Below are 17977 nucleotides of genomic sequence, written 5' to 3' on the forward strand. Positions count from 1 at the left end.
AGAAAACAGCAGTACTAAAGCCTATAAAATGAATCACCTTACCGTTTTGAAAGAGCAGATTTTAATTTAAAATAGAATTCAAAAATGCTCTAAGTACCAAAATTAAAAAGTGAACTGTGCAAAAGACCCTCAAGACCTATCAAAAAAGACTTGCTAATTTATCAGCAAGAAACAAGTCTTTGTATTTACCAAGGGCGTACTCGGGGCAATATATAGATATTGCAGACTTGGATCAGTTAATGCAACTTCCAGCTTTTGATATCATACGTCAAGTAATCAAAGGCTTCAGAACAATACCCATCTGTCCTGTTGCAGACAGCAGAGATGCTTTTGCCAACAAAATCAGTACTCAGATCAGAAGAGTAGCAAAGGCGGCAAAGTTTGTATTGGAAGAAGGAGGTCGTCATGATTTGTTTTTGGGCTACCCTTTTGTACAAGGAAGGTTTATCAACGGTGGAAACTTGAGGGCTCCATTATTATTTTTCCCTATTGAATTAAAACAAGAAAATGGTGCTTGGGTACTGGAATTAAGAGAAGACACTGAAGTCACTTTTAATAAAACCCTGCTTTTGGCAATATCCCACCATAATGGGGTGATGTTTGAAGATGACTTTCTGGAAATGACCTTTGAAGATTTTCCGAAGGACACCACTGCTTTTCTAACCAAATTATACCATACACTTGAGGATTCTAACTTAGAACTCAATTTCAATCAAGATACATTTGGAGAATGGATTAAAAGATTTGATCCACAAAACAAGGCCTATTTCCTAGAACAATTTGAGGAAGGGCAAATGAAACTTTTCTCTGAAGCCCTTATTGGAATTTTTCCACAATCTGATTCTTACTTAATGCCTGATTATGATCGTTTGATTGAAAACGATCAGGTGAAAGACCTTGAAGGATTCTTTGGCAGTGCTGAAGAACACCTTGATGTATTAGGCTTAAGAGAAACTTATGTGGGCAAAGCCAATCAAGAAGAAGAATTACTTTCTCCTTACCCCATTGATGCTTCTCAAGAAAAAGTCATCAAAGAGGTAAAAGGAGGAAATTCTGTAGTTGTTCAAGGCCCTCCAGGTAGTGGTAAATCTCAGTTGATATGTAATCTAATTGCTGATTTTACCACAAGAGGTAAAAATGTATTGGTGATTTCCCAAAAAAGAGCCGCATTAGAAGTTGTGTATCAGAGGATGAAAGATATTTCATTGGGTACTTTCTGTGCTATGGTGCATGATCATAGATATGATAGAAATTATATCTACAAAAAAATGCATGAACAGATTGATGCCATTGAAAAGTTTAAGGAAGACAATAACAGTCTGGGTGCTATGCAACTGGAAAGAACTTTTGCTCTTCTTTCTAAACAGATTGATAGTACCATTACACAGCTAGAGGAATTTAGAGAAGCACTTTATGATGCCTCTGAATGTGGGATTTCTGCAAAAGAATTATACTTAAAATGTGATAGAAAACTTCCACATACTCATCTGAAAGGCTGTTATCAACAATTTGATTTAAAAGAGGTCAACTACTATAAAGATCGTTTACATACCTATCTTCAGTTTGCATCAAAACTGGACCATGAAGATTATATCTGGAAAGACCGTATTCCATTTACTCATTTTGAAAGCAGTGCAGTGCTAGATATCCATGAGATTTTGGATAATATCATTCCTTTCAAAAATAAAATACTCAGCGAAATAGCAGACAACATTCAAGTTGAACTTTCTTTTGATGAGTGTCTTTGGATTTTAAGACAAGAAGAACAGGTAACGAAGTTTATGGAAATTATCAGTGATCCTGATGTCTATAAAATGTTCAATTCTATCATCAAGAAAAGAGGAAGAGTACCCACTTTGCAAGATTGGCAAAATCATAAGAGAGGGTGCATGAGTTCATTTGATAACAGAGGATCAGATATAGAAAAAACACTTACTGATCAAGAATTGGGAGATGCTATAGAATGGGTAACTACAGCTATTGGAGCCCGAAGCAACCCGATGACTTTAATGAAATGGCAATTCTCTTCCAAGAAGAAATATATTGATCAACTCCTTCAGAAAAATAATCTTCCTAATACAGCTAGAGGTCTTCAAGACCTTCGTGACCGTTTGGAAAACAGAATGAACCTTACGCACCAGAAAAATGACATGCGTAAATACGAGTGGATTGTTGAGTTTCCTGAGGATTTAGAAAGAAAAGCCTGGGAAAACTGGTTTGGTGCTGGCAGAAAAGCCATTGAAGCACGTAAACATTATACTTCTCTACGTTCAAGTGTTCAGTTTATTGAACTTCAGAATTATAGCTATGATGAATTATGGACAAAAATTGATATCCTCTTCAAAACCATCCATAAAATTCCTCAAGAAAGAGTCAAGTGGGAACAATACCTTTCTCCTTTAGAAATTGAGGACATCATCAATGACAAAATTGACCTTGAAAACTTCAAAGAAGTACTAGAAGAAGATTTTGATGAAATATGCCGTTTTGATAAACTCAAAGATTCCTTCACACCACATGAATGGGCAGCACTCAGAATGATCGATACCCACTTGGAAGGAGTACATAATCACCCTATTGAAGAAGTTTTAGTTTACCTCGAAAATAGTTTGAATATCAGCTGGCTATATCACATCGAAATGAAACATCCTGTATTGAGGATTGTTTCTAATGGTGCAATCGAACAGCTGGAAAAAAACCTTCAAGAAGCAATTCTGGAAAAAAGATCGATTTCTACAGATATGACTTTGGTAAGACTGAAAGAAAGAACTTATGATAAAGTAGAATACAACCGTCTTAATAATAGAGTGACTTATAGAGACCTCTATCATCAAGTTAATAAGAAAAGAAGTATTTGGCCTCTGAGAAAAACATTTCATCAATTTCAAGATGAAGTACTCGACCTGCTCCCCTGCTGGTTAACTTCGCCTGAGGCGGCATCGGCAATTTTCCCATTGATTCCATTTTTTGATTTGGTCATTTTTGATGAAGCATCTCAGTGTTTTGCCGAAAAAGGAATTCCTGCCATGTATAGAGGTACACAGGTAGCTATTTTAGGAGATTCACAACAATTACCTCCATTTGACTTATACAAACCTCGATGGGAAGAAGATGAAGAATATGATTTGGACCCCGCTTTGGAAGTAAATTCTCTCTTAGATCTTGGGAAGCAATACTTATCAGAACATTATTTATTGGGCCATTACAGAAGTCAGACTTTTGATTTAATTGACTTCTCTAATCAACATTTTTATAAAAATAAACTCCGCTTTATTCCTTACTTTGAAAAATTAGATGCTAAAGAAAGTGGCATCGAATTTATTAAAGTTGAAGAAGGATTATGGAAAAAAGGCATCAACCAAGAAGAAGCCATTAAGGTAGTAAAATTGGCAAAGCGACTTGTTGAAAGAGGAGAAAAGAGTATTGGTATTATTACTTTTAACCATAAACAGCAAGAACTGATTCAAGAGATAATGGATCGCTTGGATGTCAATTGGCCAGAAGAATTAATCATCAAAAATATTGAAAATATACAAGGTGATGAAAGGGACCATATTCTCCTTTCTGTTACTTATGCTCCCAATGAAAAAGGAAAAATCAACTTACAGTTTGGTACTCTAAGTCAAGAAGGCGGGGAAAAACGCTTGAATGTAGCCATTACGAGAGCAAGAAAGAAAATGTATGTAATCAGCAGTATTCTTTCTCATCAGTTAAATGTTGATGACAGTAAAAATGAAGGACCTAAATTACTGAAGAAATTCCTTTATTACGCAAAAGATATTCAAGACAATGGTTATCAACCATCGGCACAACCAAGTACCTCGTGGTCATTTGGCAAAACCCTAAAAGAAGCCATTCTAAACAGTCATGAAATCAAAGAGATGATTCCTTTCTCTGCATTGACCGTGATGGATAAAGCTTCTCCAATTGGTTTATTAATGACGGATGATGAAGCTTATCATCAATTTATTTCTGTGAAAGAAGCACACGGTTATTTCCCTATCGAATTACAAAACAAGCACTGGACCTATCAGCGTTTCTACAGTAGAAACCTATGGAAAAACGGGAAAAAGTTTAGAAATGCCGTGCAAGAATATATTGATTTGACAGAAAATGGTCGATACATGGAGAGTAAATAGTCTTTGCTAATATGAATTTTAGATTGCAAAAATTAAGTTTTATCACGTCTAAAAATATAACCTCTTTATTTTAAGAACGTTACATTTTATTAAACGTATTTTTTACATATAAAAGATTAAAGGTTTTACTTTATTTGATATATTTGTTTGACTGTGCATAAAAATGATAGAAAACATATTTGTCTTTTATCCGTTGCATTAGTTAATAATAGATAAAGGAATAAACCTTTGACGCTACTTTTTCGGTATAGGTAATCTAAACTAAAACGAGAGGCTATGAAGAAAGCATTAATTATATTATCAATGTTGGTTTTACCATTAATGACAATGGCTAATGAAGTTATTGTGAAAACAAAGAGTAAAACGCCAAAATACATTTTAGTTGAAGGTAAAATGGTTAAAGTGGGTACTTTCCCGAAAGGACATGTATTGAAAATTTACAGAGATCCTGAGATTGTAGGTAAAGTAGAATACAAAGCCAAAGTAAATTACCACAAAACAGACTGTGGACATTTAATTTCAACTAGAAATTTCAAAAAGCACTAAAAAACATGTTCATTACATGATACCAATAAATCTCTTTGACTGCATGTCATAGAGAAACAAAAAGTCACTTGCCTTTATTTTGAACCGGCAAGTGACTTTTTCTTATCTTTTTCAAAACGCTTCAATGATGCTGTACAACAACCTTGATTTGCCTTCTGCTTACTTTTGTACAAAGACTTCAGAATACTTAGTATTTTATTCTTCATTGACTAGTTCTTTCAACATTTTTATAGGTACCACCCCTTGAGCCTTTTTATTGAATTGTCCATTGACATATCCCATATAATAAGGAATAGTTTTCATGTTAAACTCTTCTGCAAGATCTGGAAGTTTTTCAGGATTAATTTTAATCACTTTGGCTTTCCCGCTCAGTTCAAAAGATAAGTTGGAAATTGTACCTTCCATCACACGACAAGGAGGACACCATTCCGTAGAAAAGCTCAAAATCAATTTATCGGTTGTATTCATAAAGTGCTCTAGTTCATTTCTAGATTGAACTTCTTGCACTTCACTTGGAAGTGTAAACATTATAAGATTAATTCTTGTTATATAGATGAGATCAACAGAAGTCGACTTACTTACTCAAAATCAACAAAATACATATTCTAATTGTTGATTTTAAGCTATATTACGTAAATATAGATCCAAAGTTAAAACAAGGAGGAGATTTAAGAAATATTTCATCTTTATTGTGAACAAAGCAGTCAATGTGTCATAAGTCATGAAATAATGTCACCTTCAAAAAAGTATATACAAAAAAACAAGGCCCGTCATGGACGAGCCCCGTTTCAATTTACACCCAAACTTTAAACACTATGAAAATTGATCTGTCCCTTAGGACAGAAACTCTCAGTTCTTATATTAAAACACTCTATATCAGAGTATTAGAATCACTTTTAGAAGGACACTTACAATAAGTATTTTGTATCCTTTTCTCTTATGACATTACAAAGGTGCTTATTCTTTTTTAAAGAAAAGTTGACTGTTATCATCATGATTTTATGATAGTTCACTCTTTTAAAAAAAATTAAAGAATAAATCCATCTCTTATTATTTTATAAAAAAGGTAAATAAACTTATTTTTCGCACAAGGTTTGATTTAATTAGTGAAATACTAGTGCAAATAAGAATTATGGGATCAGCAATAAACGTACTGTTCCTCATATAGTTCTCTTACAAAACTTAATTTTTACTATCTAATTATGAAAAAACAATTCATGTCAATGGTGGCCGCTTCGATGTTAGGTGGCATCATTTCAATTGGAACTTACACAACATTTATTCAAGACGATATTCAAGGTCAAAAAACACAAAACGATCAACCAGTTGCTTTCACAAAATATGAGACTACGACTGCAAGGCCTGAATATAGTGTTCCTGATGGATTGAACTTTGTGAGTGCTGCAGAAAAGACAACACCAACTGTAGTACATATTAAAACATATGCTGATGCTTCAGCAATGAGAAAAAATACACCACGTTTTTTCCATGACTTCTTTAATGATCCACGTGCTGAAGGTGGTCAGCTAGGGTCTGGTTCTGGTGTTATTATCAGTGAAGACGGTTACATCGCTACAAACAACCACGTTGTAGAAGGTTCTTCAAAGATAGAAGTGGTATTAGAAGACAAGCATACTTTTACTGCCACTCTAGTGGGAACAGATCCTACAACAGACTTAGCGTTATTAAAAGTAGAAGCAGATGAAAACCTTCCATTCTTAAAATTTGGCAATTCCGATAATGTAAAAGTTGGTGAATGGGTATTAGCCGTTGGTAACCCTTATGAGTTAACTTCTACTGTAACCGCAGGTATTGTAAGTGCAAAAGCAAGAAACATCAACATTTTAAGATCAAAGACCAATTTAGCAGTTGAATCATTTATTCAGACAGACGCTGCTGTAAACCCGGGTAATTCAGGAGGTGCTTTAGTAGACTTAAATGGAAGTTTAATTGGAATTAACTCTGCAATTGCTTCAAGAACGGGTTCTTTTACAGGTTACTCTTTTGCTATTCCTTCCGAATTGGTGAAAAAGGTAATGGAAGATCTTAAAGAATACGGTGCAGTTCAGAGAGCTCTTATTGGTGTACAGATCCAAGATATCGATCAAAAAATTGCAGATGAAGCAGGACTTGAAAAAATTTCCGGTATTGCTGTAATGGGTGTAAACCCTCAAGGTGCTGCAAGTGAAGCGGGCATTGAAAAAGGTGATATTATCACAATGATCAATAATGAAGAAATGAGTACTGTTTCTGAATTGCAGGAGTATATTGCGAGAAAAAGACCTGGTGATGTAGTAAATGTGACTGTCAACAGAAATGGAAAAGAAAAATCTTTTGATGTAAAATTAAAAAATAAAGAAAATACTACAGATATTGTTTCCGCTCCAAAAAACTCAGCAGAAGCTATTGAAGCATTGAATGCTGAAGTGCAACCATTGGCTGATAAAAAAGCGGCTGCTCTGGGCATAAATGGCGGTTTAGAGATCACTAAGCTAGATCCTAGTAGCAAATTAGCAAGAGCAGGTATCAAAGAAGGTTTCATTATTATGTATGTAGATAGAGAGGAAGTTTTATCTATTGATGACCTAGGAAGTGCACTAAGAGGCAAGAGCGGAGGTATCTTATTAGAAGGTATGTATCCAAATGGACAAAAAGAATATATTGGATTAGGACTTTAAGGTATTATATTTGCAGGGTTGTTGTTAATAAACGCAACAACTCTGTATTTCTTTGAAATATATTCTCTTGTTAACATAATTATTCAAGAAAAACTGTTTAATTTGCAATGAGATAAAGGGTAAATCACATAACATTGTGTACGAAATTACGATTTCATTACATTTATTTTAATTCATTAACGTTTTTAATGAAACTTTTTACCCCCTAGTTGACGTTTATAAGGGTGTAAGACACAACAAAGGGTTGTGACAAAAAAAGAAATTAGTAATAGAAGGAAATAATAGAATATTTCATTCGATTTACAAAAAGAACAATAGTTTGCTTTAAGTAATGGGGAAAGGGTTTAGATTTTATCTGATCCCTTCTTTTTTTGTCTAAACTTTTTCGGAGAGTATAAAAAAGATAATTTATTTCTCAACTTTTCTTCTGATAAAGTATCTCACCTGAAAAACACCTTTATACAATAATAAATTATTACGGTTCATAAAATATTTCTTGTATAAGTTTGGACTTGAAACCGATTTACCTTGAATAATAGATTAAATCAAAAAATCTGAGTTTGAAAAAACATTACACTTTCAAAAGATGGTTTATTGGTCTCAGAAATGGGTCTAAAACCCTTTACTTCCAGTGCAGAGTTTTAGACAATATGAATAAAAAAAGTTTTAGTTTACAAAGCTTCTATTAAGTCTATCTCTATTATCCAGCTGACATTAATTTAATATTAGAACAATAAAAAAGCAGTCTTCCTCTAGGAGAAAAAGACTGCCTGCAAATAAGAGTTTTTATATCGGAACACTATAAATCACATATTTCTATTTTATAGGTATATTTTTTAGTATGAAGTTGTTTGTTATACAGCAGGTACGCCTGCTGCTTGATCTTTTAATGTAGCATTGAATGCTTCTAATTTCTTTTGTTCTTCTACGGCCGCTGATTCGTCTTCTGCTGAGAACTTGATTAATAATCCTAAGAAACCTACAGCTGATACTACAAAACCGAATGTGAAGAATGCATCTTGTAATGAAGCCCCTGTTCTTAATAAGTATTGAGCGTATAATACTGCACCTACGTTACCTCCTGCTCCTACAATACCTGAAACTGCTCCTAATGCTTTTCTATTGATAAATGGTACTACTGAGTAAGTTGCTCCCTCTGCCATCTGTACGAACAACGAGAAGAATACCATACTTAAGATTGCTAATTCTAATTTATTCATCTGAGAGAATAGTAATAATGCTACACCCTCTGCAATCACTACGTAAACTAATATTTTTACTCTACCGTTCAATCCTGAATTTTTTGCGAATCTATCCGCAATCCATCCTCCAGTTGAACGAGCAAATAAGTTCATTGCTCCAAAGAATAATACTACAAAACCTGCAGCCTCTTGGCTCAAACTAAATTTCTCTTGATAATAAGTTGATGCTTTACCTGTAACGAATAATTCCATACCGAAACAGCCTGCATACATTAAGAATAAGATCCATACTCTTTTATCAGCTGCTGCTGCATAAAATAAACTTTTCTCTCCTTTTTTAACTTGTGGTCTTTCCTCAGGAAGATCGTCATAGTTTCCTTTAGGACAGTCCGTAGTATATTTCCAGTATAAGTAAGCTACTAATAACATGATAGCAGCAGGTACCCACATTGCAATTCTCCATGATTCTGCCGCTTCCGCTAATCCAAATGCTGCAACTCCTGATGCGATCAATGGCATTGTAGCGTTTGTAACACCACCACCTAAGTTACCCCAGCCTGCAGTTGTTGCATTGGCAATACCAATGACGTTTGGAGCAAACATCACTGAAGTATGATACTGAGTAATAACGAATGAAGCACCAATTACACCGATAGCTAAACGAGATAACAAGTAAGTTTCCCAAGTGTTAGCAAAAGAAGATCCCGCTACTGCAAATGCACCAAATACTAAAAGATATACATAACTTTTTCTTGGTCCAATTTTATCACAAAGGTTACCAATTCCCAATCTTGCAAAAATTGTAACACCTACTGAGGCGATGAAAGCGATTGTTGCTTGCTCTTTTGTAAGATTTAAGTCAGGTCCAATTGTAGACTTGATCAAAGGTGCATGAGAGAACCATCCGAAGAAACACAAAAAGAATGCGATCCAACTTAAATGAAATGTTCTCATTTGTATGCTACTGAAGTCGAACAAGTTGATGCTTGTTGCTTTTTCGTTTGAAATCATGTTTGGCTTCATACTACTAAGTATTTTCACGTTGCTATAGAATAATTACACAGCAATACTACGTATTTATACTTACTTTTCAAAAATATTACGTATTTTTTATATAAAAAAAGACTACTTAGTGATAAGTAGTCTCCAAATTACGTATGAACGTATAATATTTTTTTAAGCTTGTTCTAATTTTTGTGTTTCGTCAATGACTTCTTCATGAGGTATATTATTCTCTTGAATCAGCTCCGCTTCGATCTCACGCAAACGTTTTCTTACTCTTGAAACTTGTGTCTTCCCTACTCCTGTTGAATCTGAGATTTGATACGTAGTCAAGCCACTCTTCAAACCTTCAATGACGTCCTTGTTTCTTTCCATCCAACGTTCAACATTCATTTTCCTTCCCTTCTTTCCTCCTTTGTACTTCCCTTCAGCCTTTGCACGAGCAATACCTTCCACTGTTTTCTCCTGCATTTGATATTCCTTCATGTTGATCATTGTTTCAAAAGCTGAAATTACTGCTTTCAAAGCCGTTGCTGAAGTGCCTTCTTCCAAATCAAACTTATTAATGATAACGTCTGCATTGGTCTCAAGCAATGCTTTTAAGGCATCCAAAATGTCTTTAGGGTTGTCTCCCAACCTATCAATATCTTCGATATATAATGTATCTTCTGCTGTGAGCGTAGTCAAAAGTTCTTGTGCTCTCGGACGCTCTATGAAAGGTAAAGTGACAGGACATTTATCAATAAAAGGTTTACCTTTTATCTTAGCCTGCTGTTTAAATTTAGATTGTGCAACTGTAGATACGCGTATATATGTTATAACTGACATGCTTACTAGTTATTCTAAAAAAATTGATTGTACACACTTTAAAGTAAACACATTTTAAGATAAAAAAACAACTAATGAAGTTAAATTAAAAATCAATTTTTTGTAAAATTTTCATATTCAGCTATCTAGAAAGAAATTATGCTCTTTAATTTCATTCTTCAATTTATCTAACTTCACAATTCCCAAACGCTTACCTTGCGCAATCAATATACCCTCTTTTTTCAGAGACGAAATCACTCTAATCACCTGTTCATCAGTAGTTCCAGCAAAATCCGCAATTTCTTTTCTTGATAACTGAATATTTAAAAGTGAGTTGGTTTGCCCAAATTTTCTATTCATGTATAAAATCGCATCAATTACTTTTTCTCGCACCGTCATTTGTGCAATTTTACGTACCTTGTTCTCACTTCTATTTAATTCTTCTGCATAAAAAAGCATCATATTGTAAGAAAGCTGAGGTACCTTCTGCAACATGCTGTTGATAACCTCATTTGAAAAATTACATAGTGTAATATCTTCAATCGCTACTGCACTGATGTGATAAAACTGTCCTACTCCAAAACCTCTATGCCCAATGATTTCTCCATCCTGACATAACCTCACAATCTGTTCTTTTCCATTAATACCTGTTTTTGCTACTTTTACCTTACCTTTATAGATAAAATATAAGCCATGAACAGGAGCACCTTCTAAAATAAAAGGTTGATTCTTCTTGGCTTTCACCATTAATTTCTGCTCTAAATAAGGAATCGCCTCTTCTGTAAGACAATTTTTTTTGATTAAGCACTGATCATTATGACAGCTTTTACAGTCGATGCTAGAATTCATTTGTGAGTAGTTTTTTCGTTTAAGTTTAAGTAAATCTACGTAATTTTATTGTAAAAAGTAAAACTCAATATACAAAAAGGTGAACTTCCACAATAGTTATACTACATAAAATTACTATTGTTTTTCTGTAAACATATCAAGTATAACTTCAGTTGAATGTAAAAGTTTATGACCTATGGAATCCTTAAAAACATATAAAAACGTCAATAAAAGGGATGAAAAGCTGAGTTTTGGCATTTCAAAAATGGAGGATATTTATGATAGAAGAGGTGGAAAAAAAGACGATCCACATCGTCATGATTATTTTACACTCATTTTTACAGCTTCTGCCAAAGGAGAACATAAAGTAGATTTTAAATCTTATTCTTTAAAAGATCATCAGATTTATTTCATCTCTCCTGGGCAGGTTCATCAAATTATAGAAAGAGAAAAGTCTTTTGGTTATGCAGTTGTCTTTTCTCATGATTTTTTACTATTCAACAATATTCCGCTTACTTTTATTGAAGATCTGAATTTATTTAATGATTTCAGTGAAACTCCACCTTTAACACCCAATGATGATGACTTCCTGACAATTCAAAAATATTTGAAGGAGATGTATGCTATTTTTCATTCTGAAATCGCCTATAAAGAAGAAGCTATTGGCGCCTTATTGAAACTTGTTTTGATTCTATGTAATAATGTTTGTTCCTTACCTCAAGAGGACATCAATACTGTCAATACTATTTTCAGAAATTTCAAACAGCTAATTCATCAACATTACAAAACCAATCATCATACTAATTTTTATGCTGATTTATTACACATCAGCCCTGACCATCTTAATAAGGTAGTGAAACAGCACAGTGGAAAATCGGCTAAAGAGCATATTCAAAGTAGAATTATCATTGCGGCTAAAAGGCTGATCTACTTTAGTGCTATGAGCAATAAGGAGATTGGCCATGAATTAGGTTTTTCTGAACCTGCCAATTTCAGTGCTTTCTTCAAGAAATGTGTGGGTGTATCCCCTTCTCAATTTAGAAAAATGAGCTAATATCGGATTTTCATAAGTTTTTCACTTTTTCTCATATTTCCTGCCCTACTTATAATTCCGTCCTTTGTACTACATCAAAATCAAAAAGTTATGGACAGAAAAAAGTTTATATCTACATCGTTAAAAGCCGTAGTGGCGAGTGCTACTATACCTTCAATGGTCAAAGCGTCTAATGTGAAACTTAAAAACTCTGACTATGACAAATTGATGCAACAAGTAGGATTTAATCATTTACCGAACGAAGAATATAAAACTATGAATACTGTATTACATAAAGCCGATACAAGAGGACATGCCAATCATGGTTGGTTAAACTCTCATCATACCTTTAGTTTTGCTAATTATTACAACCCTGAAAGAGTTCATTTTGGTGCTTTAAGAGTTTTGAATGATGATACTGTGGCAGAAGGAAAAGGGTTTGGAACTCATCCTCACGACAATATGGAAATTATCTCTATTCCTCTTTCAGGTGATTTGGAACATCAAGACAGCATGGGAAATAAAGCGGTGATTAAGCAGGGAGATATACAGGTGATGAGTGCCGGAACGGGAATTTATCATAGCGAATACAATAAGAATACGGATAGAAATGTAGAATTCTTACAGATATGGGTGTTCCCAAATGAAAAATCTGTAGCACCTCGTTACGATCAAATTTCTATTGGTGATATTTCAAAACCGAATCAATTGAACCAAGTACTTTCTCCAAATAAAGATGATGCTGGTGTTTGGATTCATCAAAATGCGTGGTTCAGTTTAGGAGATTTTAATCAAAATACGGACCTTTCTTACGCTTTTAATTCTTCAGACAATGGTGCTTACCTTTTTGTATTGGAAGGTAATGTCACTGTAGAAGGTCAGGAGTTAGAAAAGAGAGATGGTTTTGGAATTTGGAACGTTAACCAATTGAATATCAAAGCAAAAAAAGGCTCCAAATTATTACTTATGGAAGTACCTATGACTGTCTAATAATATTCTCATTTTATAAAAATCGAAGAAACCCACTTTTCATCGGAGAAGTGGGTTTACTCTTCAATCAGATTAATTCTTAAGTTCACAATACTTCTATCTTAATTGACAGACTTCTATTTATTGGTTTAGAAAAGCAGAAGACCTACGTGATCTGACAACCTTGCTACGCAGGCCTTCCTTTGTTTAGTACTACAAAGCAAAACCTCTGTTCTAGTACATATAAGATTGATAAAAGGTAATTTCTTTGGTTACATTCCACCCATTCTACCGCCTCTACCTCTCATTCCACCTTGTCCTCCACGGCCTCCTTGAGGTCTTTGAGGTTTATTTTCCTCCATCACTGTGAGGTATTTTCGGTACTGTTTTTTTTCTAGAACTTCCTTTACCTTTTCATTTCTTGCCTCTTCCAGCTCCTGCATTTTTTCACGGTCTTTTTCTTTCATTACCTCATGCATTGAAGTGAAAAAATCTACATGAATATCATAAACACTCTTTCTTTGCTGATCATCCAACTCTATTTTTTCCTCCAACTTGCCAAGTGTTTCCACAGCACTCTCCTCAGGTGACCTCTTCTGTTTTTTTATATCTTCCTGAGCAAATAGATGTGTTAGAGTAAAAAGAAAAACTGCGGATAATAGTAATTTAAATTTCATTATTCTGTTTTGTTAAATTTGATGACTGAATTAATAAGGCTTTGGCTTATATATTACAATAGAGAGGGGAAATGAATAAAATGTACTCATCTGTTTACAGGTTTTAAACGAACGGCATATTTTTTTCAACGAACAACCATTTTTTATATTAATTTGACATTACTTGAACAGAAAAGCTTGTAGAATATTGAATTCATGAATAGCTTCATAGCTAGATATAGATAATCTATTTTTTGAATATTATGAACATAACAACTTCAATACTAACATTACTAAGTCTCGGTATCATTGGAAGCCTTATTTACCTTCTTATTTCCAATTCCAAAAAGAAAAAAAACGACCATCACTTTCATTTCAGAAGGAGAGATTTCAAAGAGGAATGGAGAGTGATTTTAAGAGAGTATGTTACTTTTTATAACGAAATACCTGATCCTAAAAAGGATGAATTTGAACAGAGAGTTTTAAGATTTTTAGATACAATCACTATCACACCTGTTGAAACGGAAGTGGAAGATCTTGACCGTTTGCTTGTAGCAAGCAGTGCTATCATTCCAATTTTTGGTTACCCTAATTGGGAGTACCCTAACTTGAATGAAGTCTTTATTTTAGATTCTGATCTTAATGACACGGAGTTTGGACAGCAGTTTACTGATGGTCATGTACTTGGTATGGTGGGTGAAGGAAAGCTTAAAAACAAGATGCTCTTATCAAAAGGGGCACTGAGAGAAGGATTTAGAAATGATAATGACAAGAAAAATGTAGGGATACACGAATTTGTACATTTGATTGATATGGCTGACGGAAAAACAGATGGTGTTCCTGAAGTGCTCCTTCAGAAAAGTTATGCCATTCCATGGATAAAGTTGATGCAGGAAGAGACTGATAAAATTCTCAATAAAGAATCAAGTATTGATGAATATGGAGCTACTAAAGTACAAGAATTTATTACAGTAACTTCGGAGTATTTTTTTGAAAGACCACAACTACTTGAAAAAAAGCATCCTGAACTTTACAAAGCATTAGAGCAAATATTCAATCAAGATATGGCTGAGCAAGAAAGAAACTATTTAAGTAGTCTTGTGGAAGATGAGGAGATAGGCCGTAATGATCCCTGCCCTTGCGGAAGTGGAAAAAAGTATAAAAAGTGTCATGGAAAAGGCCTTTAATCTTTCCTATATTTGTGCGTTCATTCTAAACAAACAGTACTGATAAGAAATTATCCTTATGGAAAAAACAATTTTATTCGGAAACGGCATCAATCTTCTATCTCAAAACGCATTAAACTGGAACAGTCTTTTGGAGGAACTCAAGGAGGCTAGAATTTTTGAGAATGGAAACTTACCCAATACGTTGATTTTTGAGAGAATTGTTTTAGAAAAAGACAAAGTAGACTTGAAAAGCGCCCATCTTGCTGAAAAAAACATCAAGGATAAAATTGCCAAAAACTTTCAGGAAATCCCTACGAATGTTTATTACAAAAAACTCTTTGAATTAGGTTGTAAAAACTATATGACCACCAATTATGATTATGCTTTTCTAAAATGTTTGGGGAATGATTTCGAAATCAAAAATAATAGTACTGAGGAAGCTTATAATATCAGGAGAAACACTTCTATTTTAAAAGAAAATAAGGAAGTAGCTAAAATCTGGAATATTCATGGGGAGATTAATAAGCCAAGTTCCATCATGTTGGGATTGGACCATTATTGTGGAACGATTGGAAAGCTAGACGGCTACCTTAAAGGAACTTATGAGTTTATTCAAAACAAACAAAAGGTCAGAGTAAAATCACTTTTCAAAAAGGTAAATGAAAAGAAATACGATGGTTATTCATGGATAGAATTATTCTTTACTACTGATATTCACATTGTTGGCTTATCTATGGACTACAGCGAAACCGATCTTTGGTGGATACTCAACAAAAGAGCCCGAACGATGTATAATGGCAGAAAGAAGCTCATTAAAAACAACGTTTATTTCTATACCGATGACAATATTTCAAAAGAAAAAGAAGAATTACTGCATTCTTTCAAAGTAAAAGTAATCAAAGACCCTGTGGTAAATCATGATTGGGAAAGTCATTACATCAGAATCCTTGATCAAATTGATGGGAAATAGTTTTTTGAGAGAGTTCTTGCTTTAAAAGTAGACTTAATAAATGACTAGTTTAGATTGGCTGTTTAATTCTACAGCTAGAATCTTTAGCAATTGAAGAACTTCAAAGTATTTTTCAATTCTCTCTATATCAATAAGGCCCTCTGTAATTTTCTGCATTTTGAGTACTTCTTCTTCAGTTGAAATGGTAACATATAATTTGGTTCCAATTATTGACATCCCTAAAGTTCCATTGTAACACTCTTTTAATTGCATTAAAATTCTGAATACCTTACTATTCAAGGCCTTGGTAAATTCCTTTTCATTTGTGGCGTTGCATTTAAAAATTCTATTGAAAGCTTCATTATTCACCGAAACATCCTTAAATGCTTTTTGTTTTATGTGTTGTACCAACGTTCTAAATAGAACACAATCTTTACTTATCAATATAATATCACCACTTGAATTATTATCTAATTCAGCACTAAAGAATATTCCTCTGAAAATGGTATACCATTGCTTCGTCTCTTTTTTCTCTTTAAAATATTGAGTATGAATTTCACAAGACTTAAACGGTACATTATCAAAATGTCCTTCTATAAGGTCTTTACCTGAATAACTATCTTGTTGCCTTGGAGCTAACCGACTGTTATTATATTCTGAAAGTGTAATACTATGCGATGGAGTATACTTCCAGTTCTTATCAAGAAATTGAAAAATAGGCCCTTTAACCTTAATGGAGTATAAATGTTCATATTCTTTTCTTTTTTTAAGAAAAGGAAAATATACTTTGACAAAGAAATAGATTATACCTAAAGACATTACTAAAAGTAGTATAACAACTTGATACAACTCTACATGTCCAATTACAGATTTTAATATTGACCACTGAAGACGCATCAATTCTTTTGCCATAAGTTCCACTCCTCTCATTTCCATCTTTGAACCTATAAACCTCATTAAAAGAGGCATACCAATTGTAATAATCAAAAAAAAGGTCGGAAAAAGGAGAAATCTAAAAGCAAATTTCACTTTTTTATCCATTGGAATTAATGAGAGCCTTACCTCATCTAATTCCTTAAGATTTTGCTTTAAATTATTCTTTAAGAAGTTATTCAGTTCCTGTTTTGTTTTCATTTCTTGTTTATAATTCTTATTGATACAAAAGAGTGCTATTAGGGTACTTAATAGCTAATGACATTTTAGCATCTAATTCCATTCTTTCCTCAGTGGTTGCTGTACCTGAAATGGCCTGAGATCTTAAAGTGGCAGGTTTGTATAATAATTCCTTTTCATGGCTCATAAATTTACTTGCAGTAGATTTGGAATTAAATCACATCGCTTGATCAGCTGTACATCTATACCACTAAAAGCATTTTCAACTTGGTTTTTCTTAGCGATTAAACTGTTATACACAGAAATAAAATAAATTATAAATAAGAAGTTTACACCTCCTAAAATAAATAATGTATTCATGATAATTGTTTGCGTTTTTAATCAAAAAAATATTATGTAATTCATATAGCAACATCTTTACCCCTTCAAAGAAAGTTCTGGTATTAAGAGTTAATTCTTGAATGATAACCTTATTGAAATGAAGTGAATTATAAACTGAGTACGTTTCAGGTGATTCAAAAAGGTCCTCCTCGAGAGAAACATCTAATATCATTTTCAGTTACGATTTGTAAAGTCCTAAAATAACGATACACTAAAACAATCGTTATTATGGAAGACAATAAAAGTCAATATGTTAAAAGAACTCAGAAGGATTATTCAATGTCCTTAAAACTTCAAATTGTCTCAGAAGTTGAAAGTGGTCAATTAAGTTTAAAAGGAGCTACACGTAAATATGGAATACAGGGAGATAGAACAGTAAAGGTTTGGTTACAAAAATATGGTAACTTTGACTGGAACCATAAAGTCAGTACCATGAAAAAGAAAACACCTGAACAAGAACTGTTAGAACTCAAACTGGAATTGGAAACCGCCAAAAAGAAAATCA

General features: G+C 33.5%; 15 protein-coding genes and 1 pseudogene. 8 read left to right on the forward strand and 8 right to left on the reverse strand.

Features of this window, described 5'->3' with window-relative positions:
- Positions 1–116: 116 nt before the first annotated feature.
- Both AVL50_RS15795 and AVL50_RS15800 read left to right on the forward strand, forming a co-directional pair.
- The gene (locus AVL50_RS15795; protein WP_063850724.1) at positions 117–4139 is read left to right on the forward strand and encodes an AAA domain-containing protein; all 4023 of its coding nucleotides are present in this window, start codon (positions 117–119) and stop codon (positions 4137–4139) included.
- A 276-nt stretch (positions 4140–4415) separates the two neighbouring features.
- Positions 4416–4685: a hypothetical protein gene (locus tag AVL50_RS15800; protein ID WP_062617440.1), complete on the forward strand. Its 270-nt coding sequence runs from the start codon at positions 4416–4418 to the stop codon at positions 4683–4685.
- Between the two features lie 74 nt (positions 4686–4759).
- Here the strand turns inward: AVL50_RS15800 and AVL50_RS33715 are convergent, their stop codons facing one another.
- A complete protein-coding gene (locus AVL50_RS33715; RefSeq protein WP_256366125.1) occupies positions 4760–4891 on the reverse strand; it encodes a hypothetical protein in 132 nt (43 codons plus the stop codon).
- Positions 4881–5213 (reverse strand): co-chaperone YbbN, encoded by a 333-nt coding sequence (locus AVL50_RS15805; RefSeq protein WP_062617441.1) that lies wholly within the window; start codon positions 5211–5213, stop codon positions 4881–4883. Before AVL50_RS15805 ends, AVL50_RS33715 begins: the two co-directional genes overlap by 11 nt.
- Before the next feature lie 674 nt (positions 5214–5887).
- Between AVL50_RS15805 and AVL50_RS15810 the strand changes: the two genes are divergently transcribed.
- Entirely contained in the window at positions 5888–7363 is a 1476-nt protein-coding gene (locus AVL50_RS15810; protein ID WP_253764291.1) for a Do family serine endopeptidase, read from the forward strand.
- Positions 7364–8217: 854 nt separating this feature from the next.
- On the opposite strand, the gene AVL50_RS15815 is transcribed toward AVL50_RS15810, so the two are convergent.
- The 3 genes from AVL50_RS15815 to AVL50_RS15825 form a co-directional block, all read right to left on the reverse strand.
- The gene (locus AVL50_RS15815) at positions 8218–9576 is read right to left on the reverse strand and encodes an MFS transporter (RefSeq protein ID WP_063850743.1); all 1359 of its coding nucleotides are present in this window, start codon (positions 9574–9576) and stop codon (positions 8218–8220) included.
- A 165-nt stretch (positions 9577–9741) separates the two neighbouring features.
- Positions 9742–10395, reverse strand: coding sequence for a recombinase family protein (locus AVL50_RS15820; RefSeq protein WP_062617443.1), 654 nt, complete (start codon positions 10393–10395; stop codon positions 9742–9744).
- 117 nt (positions 10396–10512) lie between these two features.
- Complete coding sequence (locus tag AVL50_RS15825; protein WP_062617444.1) at positions 10513–11223, reverse strand: Crp/Fnr family transcriptional regulator; 711 nt, start codon at positions 11221–11223, stop codon at positions 10513–10515.
- A gap of 175 nt (positions 11224–11398) precedes the next feature.
- Here AVL50_RS15825 and AVL50_RS15830 point away from each other — a divergent pair, with 175 nt between their 5' ends.
- Complete coding sequence (locus AVL50_RS15830; RefSeq protein WP_062617445.1) at positions 11399–12256, forward strand: helix-turn-helix domain-containing protein; 858 nt, start codon at positions 11399–11401, stop codon at positions 12254–12256.
- Between the two features lie 90 nt (positions 12257–12346).
- Complete coding sequence (locus AVL50_RS15835; RefSeq protein WP_062617446.1) at positions 12347–13225, forward strand: pirin family protein; 879 nt, start codon at positions 12347–12349, stop codon at positions 13223–13225.
- A gap of 251 nt (positions 13226–13476) precedes the next feature.
- On the opposite strand, the gene AVL50_RS15840 is transcribed toward AVL50_RS15835, so the two are convergent.
- Positions 13477–13881, reverse strand: a complete 405-nt coding sequence (locus AVL50_RS15840) for a hypothetical protein (protein ID WP_062617447.1) — start codon at positions 13879–13881, stop codon at positions 13477–13479.
- 242 nt (positions 13882–14123) lie between these two features.
- Between AVL50_RS15840 and AVL50_RS15845 the strand changes: the two genes are divergently transcribed.
- Positions 14124–15047: a zinc-dependent peptidase gene (locus AVL50_RS15845; protein ID WP_062617448.1), complete on the forward strand. Its 924-nt coding sequence runs from the start codon at positions 14124–14126 to the stop codon at positions 15045–15047.
- A 58-nt stretch (positions 15048–15105) separates the two neighbouring features.
- Positions 15106–15999 (forward strand): SIR2 family protein, encoded by an 894-nt coding sequence (locus AVL50_RS15850; protein ID WP_062617449.1) that lies wholly within the window; start codon positions 15106–15108, stop codon positions 15997–15999.
- Between the two features lie 33 nt (positions 16000–16032).
- Here AVL50_RS15850 and AVL50_RS15855 read toward each other — a convergent pair whose 3' ends face one another.
- On the reverse strand, positions 16033–17112 hold the full coding sequence (locus AVL50_RS15855) for a DUF3137 domain-containing protein (RefSeq protein WP_062617450.1): 1080 nt from the start codon (positions 17110–17112) through the stop codon (positions 16033–16035).
- A gap of 16 nt (positions 17113–17128) precedes the next feature.
- On the reverse strand, positions 17129–17278 hold the full coding sequence (locus tag AVL50_RS33020; RefSeq protein WP_157491355.1) for a hypothetical protein: 150 nt from the start codon (positions 17276–17278) through the stop codon (positions 17129–17131).
- Positions 17279–17700: 422 nt separating this feature from the next.
- On the opposite strand from AVL50_RS33020, the pseudogene AVL50_RS15860 reads away from it, so the two are divergent.
- A pseudogene (locus AVL50_RS15860) lies at positions 17701–17977 on the forward strand (helix-turn-helix domain-containing protein); the annotation flags it as partial.

Source organism: Flammeovirga sp. SJP92, assembly GCF_001583495.1.
In the GTDB taxonomy this organism is placed as follows: Bacteria; Bacteroidota; Bacteroidia; order Cytophagales; family Flammeovirgaceae; genus Flammeovirga.